Source organism: Shewanella sp. 10N.286.52.C2 (genome assembly GCF_002874545.1).
In the GTDB taxonomy this organism is placed as follows: domain Bacteria; phylum Pseudomonadota; class Gammaproteobacteria; order Enterobacterales; family Shewanellaceae; genus Shewanella.
Map to the genome: position 1 here is coordinate 101333 of NZ_MCTV01000024.1, position 9290 is coordinate 110622.

The 9290-nt window shown below is 40.6% G+C and carries 10 protein-coding genes; 2 read left to right on the forward strand and 8 right to left on the reverse strand.

The window, feature by feature from the left end:
- Positions 1–76: 76 nt before the first annotated feature.
- Positions 77–715 carry a GNAT family protein gene (locus tag BCU94_RS09550; RefSeq protein WP_102438183.1) on the forward strand — a complete coding sequence of 213 codons (639 nt, stop codon included), beginning with the start codon at positions 77–79 and terminating at the stop codon, positions 713–715.
- A 13-nt stretch (positions 716–728) separates the two neighbouring features.
- Positions 729–1136 (forward strand): hypothetical protein, encoded by a 408-nt coding sequence (locus BCU94_RS09555; protein ID WP_102438181.1) that lies wholly within the window; start codon positions 729–731, stop codon positions 1134–1136.
- 156 nt (positions 1137–1292) lie between these two features.
- Here BCU94_RS09555 and BCU94_RS09560 read toward each other — a convergent pair whose 3' ends face one another.
- The 8 genes from BCU94_RS09560 to BCU94_RS09595 form a co-directional block, all read right to left on the reverse strand.
- On the reverse strand, positions 1293–1625 hold the full coding sequence (locus BCU94_RS09560; RefSeq protein ID WP_102476248.1) for a YdbL family protein: 333 nt from the start codon (positions 1623–1625) through the stop codon (positions 1293–1295).
- Positions 1626–1642: 17 nt separating this feature from the next.
- Positions 1643–1825: a YnbE family lipoprotein gene (locus tag BCU94_RS09565; RefSeq protein ID WP_241901002.1), complete on the reverse strand. Its 183-nt coding sequence runs from the start codon at positions 1823–1825 to the stop codon at positions 1643–1645.
- A gap of 27 nt (positions 1826–1852) precedes the next feature.
- Positions 1853–5089 carry a YdbH domain-containing protein gene (locus BCU94_RS09570; protein ID WP_157937394.1) on the reverse strand — a complete coding sequence of 1079 codons (3237 nt, stop codon included), beginning with the start codon at positions 5087–5089 and terminating at the stop codon, positions 1853–1855.
- Between the two features lie 205 nt (positions 5090–5294).
- Entirely contained in the window at positions 5295–6140 is an 846-nt protein-coding gene (locus BCU94_RS09575; protein WP_102438173.1) for a D-hexose-6-phosphate mutarotase, read from the reverse strand.
- A 189-nt stretch (positions 6141–6329) separates the two neighbouring features.
- Positions 6330–6971 (reverse strand): DUF938 domain-containing protein, encoded by a 642-nt coding sequence (locus tag BCU94_RS09580; RefSeq protein ID WP_102438171.1) that lies wholly within the window; start codon positions 6969–6971, stop codon positions 6330–6332.
- Positions 6941–7603 (reverse strand): response regulator transcription factor, encoded by a 663-nt coding sequence (locus BCU94_RS09585; RefSeq protein WP_076537614.1) that lies wholly within the window; start codon positions 7601–7603, stop codon positions 6941–6943. The genes BCU94_RS09580 and BCU94_RS09585 overlap by 31 nt, the downstream gene beginning before the upstream one ends.
- 288 nt (positions 7604–7891) lie before the next feature.
- Positions 7892–8326 (reverse strand): acyl-CoA thioesterase, encoded by a 435-nt coding sequence (locus BCU94_RS09590; RefSeq protein WP_102438169.1) that lies wholly within the window; start codon positions 8324–8326, stop codon positions 7892–7894.
- A gap of 203 nt (positions 8327–8529) precedes the next feature.
- On the reverse strand, positions 8530–9141 hold the full coding sequence (locus tag BCU94_RS09595; RefSeq protein WP_198589282.1) for a phosphoglycerate mutase family protein: 612 nt from the start codon (positions 9139–9141) through the stop codon (positions 8530–8532).
- Positions 9142–9290: the final 149 nt, after the last annotated feature.

Here is a 9290-nt window from a genome sequence, read left to right on the forward strand (position 1 = left end):
AGGTGATTTTATTCTGATCTAGATCATGTATTCTGTCATTGTTTGATCAAGTTAACTATTTATCTAGGAGCACTCAATGGCATACGCAGACAGTCATACTTTTTTAATGGGTGAACATGTCATTTTAGAGCCGTTAACACTCGAGCATGTGCCAGCGCTAAGTCTTGCAGCTGCTGATGGCAACTTATGGGAGCTTTGGTATACCTCGGTTCCCCATGCCAATGATATGAAAGCTTATGTTGAAAAAGCCATAGCCCAAGAACAACTTGGCGAAGCATTGGCTTTTGCCGTGCGGGACAAAACCTCAGGTGAGGTGATCGGTAGCACCCGTATCTGCCAATGGGATCAACCTAATCGTCGCTTAGAAATTGGCTACACTTGGTATGCAAAACGTGCCCAGCGCACCGGTGTTAACACCGAAACCAAATTGTTATTACTCGATTATGCGTTTTCAACCTTGGATGTCATGGCGGTGGAATTTCGCACCCATTGGCACAATCAAGCATCAAGGCAGGCAATTACGCGTCTTGGGGCTAAGCAAGATGGGGTGTTAAGAAACCATAAACTTTTGAAAGATGGCACAGTCAGAGACACAGTTGTTTACTCCATTATTGATTCAGAATGGCCAACGGTTAAGCAGCATTTAAAGCATCGTTTAGCTCATTACCAACAACAATTTAGCAATAGCATTGCGCACTCAGAAATTAATTACTAAGAAAGGATACAGTATGTTTAAAAAAGGATATCAGTTCGCCGCTGCGATCACGTTAGTTGCCACTAGCTTAAGCGTACAGGCGCAAGATAAAGCTGAAGCCGCATTTACTAATGAATTAGTCCAATGTGCCGCATATTATCAAATTAGCTCTAGCATGATTATGGGTATGAATGCGCCGCAGATGAAACCGGTTGGTGAAAGATTGAAAACATCAGCAGTTGAAGCTGAAAAATTAGCCGCGGGCTACTTAAGTGCCGAAAAGGCGGCTAAAGCGGTCACAGAAGCGAAAAACCAGCAGCTTGCCAGTTTACAAGGCCAAAGCGGCTTAGGTCCGTTAATGAATAAATACAAAGAAGTGTGTAAAAAAGCGGTGTTAGATCCTAAGGCGCGTCTCGATTACTGGGCAATGGTCACTATGTAATTTTAAGTTTGCGGCGCGCCAAGGTATTTTAAACCAAGGCGCGTTAGTTTTTTTAAAGTCTGAGCTAGTACATATAATGCAATTATCCCTCATGCAGTTAATTCTCATACCAAGCTCCAAGCCATAATCGATCGACTGAAATCGGTATTTAGTCATTTATTTTTGAGTCCATTTCCCTTTAGCTGTTTGGATAAAATGACTTTTTCTGGCTGCGGCAATGGCTTTTTGCGCGGCTCTTGCAGCGACATCTTCAGTGGATAATTTATTCTTTTTGGCAATTTTTTGATAATGTAGCTTTCGCTTACTATTTACCTCAGTTATTAATGTTTTTGCGTCGTTATCATTGACCACCAAACCAAGATAACCATTAGTTTGCTCACCAACTAATCCTTGGTCTTTAGCTTGTTGCAATGTCAACGCAGCTACATTTGAACTCAGTGTTAACCCTAGAAGTAACGTTAAAACTAAAGCCATGATTTTTGTGTTCATTATTGCTTCCTTATTGATTAAAACAGCTCATCATCTTCTAAAAGAATATCGAGCTCTTTATCGATTTTTATAATGATTTCATGCTCAATTTTTACATTAAGATTAATGACAATAGGCTTATCTGGTGGCTCAATTTTAACGGTTGGGGTACAGGCGCCTATCAGCAGTACTGATGCGGCAATAAGAAATATTCGGTAAATCGACTGAGTGTTCACAAAGGTGTCCTTTTACTTCACGGAACGTTCAATATCATTTTGCAGTTGGTTACCAATCTGCGTGCTTTTGTATAATTGAAATAGGTTCTCTTCATGAGAGTAGTTCAAATGAATAGGTCGTTCAATATCTTTGCTTTGTCCTTTTACTTGAACGGCTAATTGGGCATCGCCATTTTGTTGCATATCAAGTGTGCTTATTAGCTCGGAATACTGCAAGTGTTCTAATGCTTGCGCCACTATCTCTAAATGAGGTTGGCTTGCTTTCACTTGCTCAAGTGCTGGGTTATTAGAGACTTTGATTAAGCCGCCAGGGGCTCGGGCGGCTAAATGGCCTCCGGCAATATTAATTTTTCCATCAACTAAAGTCGCGGGTAAGACTCCGTCAAAGATCCCATCGGCATATACGCCTACTTGAGGCTGTGCTGCCAGTAAGGTTTGTAAACTAATGCCGTTAAGCATCAAATAGCCTTCTGACTTATCGTGTAATTTTAAAAAAAACTCAGGTATTAAAAACTCGCCACCCAGTAAATTGCCCCGTGCTGTTAAGTTGACGTCTGTATCACTTAAACCTGTGATTTCTTGTAACCAGTTCTTGGCAGGTATTTGCTCATTTTTACCTAATGAAATATCGGCTTTGAGATTGAGTTCATCTAAGTTTATGCCGACATAGGCGTTAGCAATGTTTAGCTCGGTTTGTTGACACAATAATCGACTTTGGCTGTAGGTTTTTGTTAATAATTGTGAGCTATGGGCTTGTTGCCAGTTAAATTGGCATTGGGCATTGATACTGCCATTATCAAAAAACATTTCGTTGTACTGCGCCTCAACATCAGAGAGTGACTGAGTAAATTTCATTTCAAATAAGGATACCCCTTGGCTTTCAACAAGGGCAAAACCAGCATCCAATTTATTATGGCCTGCAATGGATAAATCACTCGGCAGCATTTGAGTTTGCGCTAACACTCCAAGCAGAGGGGCTAAATCAGAGTCAGTGTGCCACTGACCGGCTAATGATAAAGGGTTATTATTTTTAGGTAGTTGCAGTAGGTGGTAGCTCGATAGTGCTAGCTCATCAAGTTGCCAAAGCTCTTTACCTGTGAGCAGCTGGCTGTGTAACTGCAGGTTTTGTTCAAGGGTTAAGCTGTCTAATCGCAGTAGTGGATAGCGGCGCAGTTTTGATTTAGTCGGGATCAATTTATCGATGCGGATATCGTTTAATTGCCAGATTAAATCACTGCTATTGCGCTGATTTAATAATGACGTAAGTAAGCTTGGTTGGCTTTTGATGTCATTAGTTGAATTGTTACTAGCTAGATTCTTAGGCTGGTTCATACTTGAAGGTAAGAGCTTTGAGGTTAATTCATCCACGGGTAACGTCGCTGGCATAAATAACTCAATTGCTTGTTTAGCATCAACAGCAAATTGGCCTAAATGTATTTCAAGCGATTCTTTGGCGTTAATCGTATCAGTTGCCGTGCTTAGATCTTGAAGATGAAACTTATCAAATCCGAATGAGAAGTCATTGAGCTTTATTTGGCTGCCGTCAATGGTTGAACTAAGCTCGCTAGCCCCTTGTTGTTGCCAGTTCAGTCCCTCAAAGGCAATAAGTTTGTTGGCAGATATTAAGCTTAAATCACTAAGCTGTAATTGAGCGTTTTGTTTGAGGCTAACTTTGGTTGTGGGGTGATTTTGACTTAGCTGATGCTCAACAGCTAATTGGCCTGTTAAGCTTGCGCCATCAATAATTAAAGTACTGTCGACATTATCTAAGTGACTTAAATCAATTGGTTTAACTTGGTTGATATCAACATTTATTGCGCTTTTTACTTGGTAGTTTTCATTAGCAATAGCGGCGCTGTTATCAGTAAAAATGAGCTGAGTAGTAAGCAGTGGATGGGCTATTTGTGCATTGAATGAAGCTATATGTAAATCATAATGGCTATTTGAGTTTGGGCTATCGTTAGCCAGTGTGATATCCATGTAAGTCGGTGAGTTAAACGCCAAAGACCAGTCAATAGTGGCGTCACCCTTAGGTAATCCTGTATTTGTCTCGGGGCTAAGCTTAGCAACTTGAGTCAGTAATGACTGTATATTGTTCTCACTTTGGTTTTTTTCGAGATTTTGGCGATCTTCGACTTTTTGATTCACGTTGGCAACGCTATCTGCACGATTACCTTGAATATCATTTAAGTAACCGCTGAGTTTTATAAGCGCCTTTGGGCTGGTGGATTGCTGCCACGAAAACGGCGCTAAAGAAATTGATACCCGCTGATTAGCATTATGTGTATCTTGTGGCTGATAATTAACCTCGAGGCTGATGGGCATTTCAGGTTTAAAGCTAATAGTACTATTAACGTTATTGTCAGCAGTTGGCGCGATTTCAATATTGCTAATTTCGTGATGACTGCTGATTGACCCACTTGGTAAATCTAATCGTGTTTGCCCTAACCAGTTGCCATTAAATTGATAATTTGCCGCTGAAATAGGCGTTATTACAGGGGCTAAAGCTTGGGATAATAGTTGTAATCCCTGCTGTTCATCTGTATTCGTGGTGGCCGTTATTCTCTGAGTCACTGACTGTTCCAGCAATTGCAGGCTTTGGAGCACTTTATTGATATCGACATCGGAATTAAGCTGCCACTCACGTGGATTTAGGCTTAGCGCAATATCAATAAACTCTTGCTGCATAAGCAACAGCTTACCTGTCAGTATTGTTGAAGTTGAACTAGCAAAAGATGTAGCAGCGCTTTTTTTACGACTTGTTTGATTAACTGCTATGTTTTGATTTTGACCACTGGCAGCAAGGCTTAAATTATGCGCCTCGATTAACGGCTGAGTTAAGTCTTTATCATCAGCCCAGTAAATATTTATCTTAGCCAGCTCAATGAACGGCAAATGATTGATACTCAGGCCGACATCAGCGTCAGTTGTTGCTTGGTTATCTTTACCCACAAAACGGCGCTTAAGAAATGAATAACCTAAGTTAACATCAATTCTTTCTACGGTAACAGCCTCAAAATCTTGTATTGTCAGAGCCATGTTTTTTAATGCGCCATAGCCATCGACTAATCTTAGCTCGGCATTGTGTAAGCTAATTACACTATCTTCATACTCAAGGGAGATAAATTTAAAATTGAGTTTATTAACAGTATCAAAGCTAACCGCGAGATCTTTAACCTGAATATCATAAGCCGAGGTGAGGGTGTTAAGTACTTTTAAGGCGATAGGGCGAAAATTTTGTTGCAGCACAAGCAAGCCTAATGCAATGGTAAAAAAGCATAGGATAAAGAATCGTTTAACAGTAAAAAGGCGAACTGTCATTTGGGCTGAGTAGTCTTTTAAGATATTGATTGTAAGCTAGTTTATCACAGCAGTTTACTCGCTGATATCACCCTGTTAACAACAGCAGGTTAAGCTGTGCTATTAACAGGGAAATAACTGATGCAAATTATGCTTATCGCCAGCGAATGTGGGTTGTGAGGGTATGACTTTCACCTGCTTGCAAGTGAACTTCATCTTCTAATACGTTAGCCGCTTCAAGGCAAACCATAGTGAGATAGTCATTATCATTAAAGCGAGATAAACGCTGGGACTTATCAATCCACGGATTCCATAACACCGCAGACTGGCTGTTTTCACGGCTGACTTCAATATCACCAGCTGCAGTATGCAGTACCTGGGTTTGTGCTAAACCTGTATAAACTCGGTCAGTTTCACGGTCAAATAACACGTCGTCAGACTCTTGGGCAAAAGGGCCTTTGGCAAATTCTATGTATTTGGAATCTTTAAAGCCTGAGGCTTTAAGTTGATGAATATCCTCAATAGGAAAATAACTGTGCAATGCTTGGGTAAAGTTAATTGGGTAATCAGCATTGTTTTTATTCACTATGCTGACAGTTAACGTTTCAGACAGTGAAAATAATACACTTACCTCAGTATCATGTGGCCAATACTGTTGCTGCTCGGCTGAAACTTTCAAGGTAAACACTAAATCAACAATTTGATTGCGCATTTTAACGGATGCTAAAGACCATAAACTGGTGCGGGCAAAACCATGCTGCGGGAAACCTTCAATGTCACTGGCACCAAACCATGGCCAACATATTGGAATGCCGCCGCGAATACCGTTACCCGGCTGATAATCATCAGCATCAGAGACCCATAACAAAGGCGCTTTATCTTTGGGCTGGAAAAAATCTATTTGAGCCCCTTGATGAAATATACGTGCCTGACAAAGTGGGGTATTAACTTCGACAAATTCCAAACCGTTTGGGTGTTTTTTAGTGGTAACCGAACCCATAATGCGTGTTCCTTGTTGTAGATATCGTTAGAGAAATAACTAAGCTCTAGCTTACAAAGTTTTGCGACATAACTTAAGCTATTTGGGCTTTGATTTTATGGTTTTAGTGTTCGGCAAAAGCGATAAGCAATAATGCTAATGTTGCCGAGATTAAGTATTAAGTGATGTGCTTTAATATAATCATTTAATTTAGCTGCGGCTGAAATGTAATAAGCGATTATTGGCCGGCATTGAGGTGTCGGCTTGTAAGCTTAGGCCTTGATCGCTTGCAAGTGATGTTATCCACTCTATATCTCTAATACCGCTTTGAGGGTTATTTTGCTTAAGCCACATATCAAATTGCGCATTACTGTCGCTACTAAATTGACCTTGATAATTAAACGGCCCATAAATTGCGACATTAGCATGTAAATTAAGATATTGCCCTAAGCCTTCAAAAAAGGCGACTACCATAGATTCGCTCATAATGTGAAGAGTATTGGCGCTAAATAAACCATCAATGTTTGTCGCAATTTGTGCACTTGGCCAAGCCTTGGTGACATCAAGTTCGATTGCGGCTAGTAGGTTTTCAGGACCTTCAATGTGGATGCGGCTATTAAGCTGGGCTAAGTAATCACTTTGATCGCTAGCTTGCCAGATTAAGTGAGGTAAATGTTTAGCAAAATAAACACAATGCTGACCAGTACCACTGCCGATTTCTAATACTTGTGTTGAACTTGAAAAAACCGACTTTAACTCAGTTAAAATCGGTTTTTTATTATTTTCACAAGCTTGGGAAAACGGCAGTTGAGAGAGTTCGCTTAAGATAGGTCGACCTTTTCCATTTCTAATTGCTGCAATGCGATAACTGCTTGGGTGCGGTTTCTCACCCCGAGTTTACGAAATATTGCTGTGGCATGGGCCTTAATTGTTGCTTCAGATACACCAAAGTCATAGGCGATTTGCTTATTGAGTAAGCCTTCTGCAAACATTTGCAATACCCGATATTGCTGCGGGGTTAAGTCTGAAAGCTTACTGGCCATTTGGCTTGAAGGATCATCAGAAACGGGGAGTACTTCAGTTCCTTTAGGCAGCCAAATATCTCCTTGAAGAACGCCATCAAGGGCTTCTTTAAGGGTATCCATAGATGCCGACTTAGGAATAAAGCCTGAGCTACCGTAATGAATAGCACGACTGATGGTTTGGATATCTTCGTGAGCTGAAATCACCACCACAGGAATGTCAGGGTAATGGCCACGTAAATGTATTAGCGTAGAGTACCCATGGGATCCCGGCATTTGAAGATCAAGTAAAATGAGGTCAAGCTCACTGGCTTTATCATCAAGTATATGTTGCAGCGCTTCAGCACTGTCTGCTTCAAACCAATTGGTACCTTGAAAGGCATTACTTAACGCTTGTCTTAATGCATTTCGAAATAATGGATGGTCATCGGCAATAATTATATTTAAGTTATGTAGCTTCATGGCTTTTTAATAGTCTTGTTTGCACGTGAAGAAGATTTAATGTAACAGATAAGTAAGATAAAATTCTAGGGTTTATCAAATACAAAGCGGCAAACGAACAATTTAACTCATTATTTTAGACTTTTGTCTAATAAGCTTATGGGTTAAAGGCATGATTGTACGTAAAAACAGAAAGTAACGGAGCGAAAGAGTCATTCCGTTACTTAAACCTGCTTTTTGATAAGCAACTCGCCATTGAATAGGGTCAATCACGATTTATGATGGGCAGTTTTTTATAGCAATTTGAGTTTATGGCCACACTTGAGTTGGAGCGCGCTGCTCATCAACGGCGACGAATGTAAATACCCCGCGTATGGCATGCTCACGCTTGTCTTGATACATATCTTCAAGGAATATATTCACTTCAACTTTAATTGATGTGTTACCGACGTGGATAACGCGGGCAATTAACTCAGCTAAGCTACCTGCCGGTATCGCTTTTTTAAAATCAATGCGATCAGAACTAACAGTAACTAAAGACTTACGGCAAAAACGGGTGGCCGCAATAAAGGCGGTTTCATCCATCCACGCCAATGCATCGCCACCAAAAAGGGTGTTGTGATGGTTGGTATTGGAAGGGAAAATTGCTTTAATCACTCGCGACTCTGATTGTTCGATTCGCTTAGCGACATCTTCATGAAAACTAAGCTGTGATGTGATTTCTGTTTGACTAGTGGAGGGCATATAACGACCTAATATTATGCTTTTATGTGGCGGCTTCGCCAAGGTGGCGCGATTATACGTTTAAGCGGGAATAAAGGGTAGCTGTGCGAGGGAGTAGTAGCCTTAGATTAGCAAAGTTTAATTAATAATATGCACAAGTTTCATGAGCCTCTAACTTGTTTTAGGTTAAATCAACAAGGCCAATAACACAGGTCTTTAGTAGGCTAATACTTTAGCAATGTGGTACTAACCTGCGCTGCTGGTTTTTCTGAACTGCTTGGGGCAAATATCGTTACTATATATAAACGGTCAAATTCAGATTTTTCATTAATCTCAGTGCCGGGTTCGCCGCCCAGTAAATTCACCAGTTTAGGGGTGGTATTGCTGTGTCCAACCACTAATACCTTAGCGCCACTATTAAGCTGTAATTGGCTGGCAAATTCAGCTAACTCTCTGGGATTATAGTAACTGATTTTGAGGTATTGTGAGTTAGCTGTTGGCAGCGCTGTTTGCTCTGTGCGCTGGTATTGAGTGCTATAAACGGCATCAAGCTTAATTGCTGATAAGGTATTCGCTAAAGCAAGGGCGCGATTTTTACCTTGTTCTGTTAATTGTGGATCTTCACCAGTTTGTTTTTCACCATGGCGAACCAAAAAAATGGTGCTGGTTTTATGGGACGTTGATGCGCTAGCGTTAGACATAGCAGGAGTATTATGGCTATTTACTGCGGCGTTTTTTTCATTGGCTGTGGCGAGAATTGGCGAACTTAATCCAATGAAAATTATCGATATGATGCTTAACTGAAATATAATTTTTACTGAAGGGTAGCTCATCATTTTATTATCGCTTTTCGGGGGGAGTTGTTGATTAAGTAATTAACGAGAGTCGCTTAATATTAGTCACTTAACCTTAGTCAAGTAACATGAGTCACCTTACATTAGTCAAATAACATGAGTCACTTTACCTTAGTAAAGTAACATGAGTC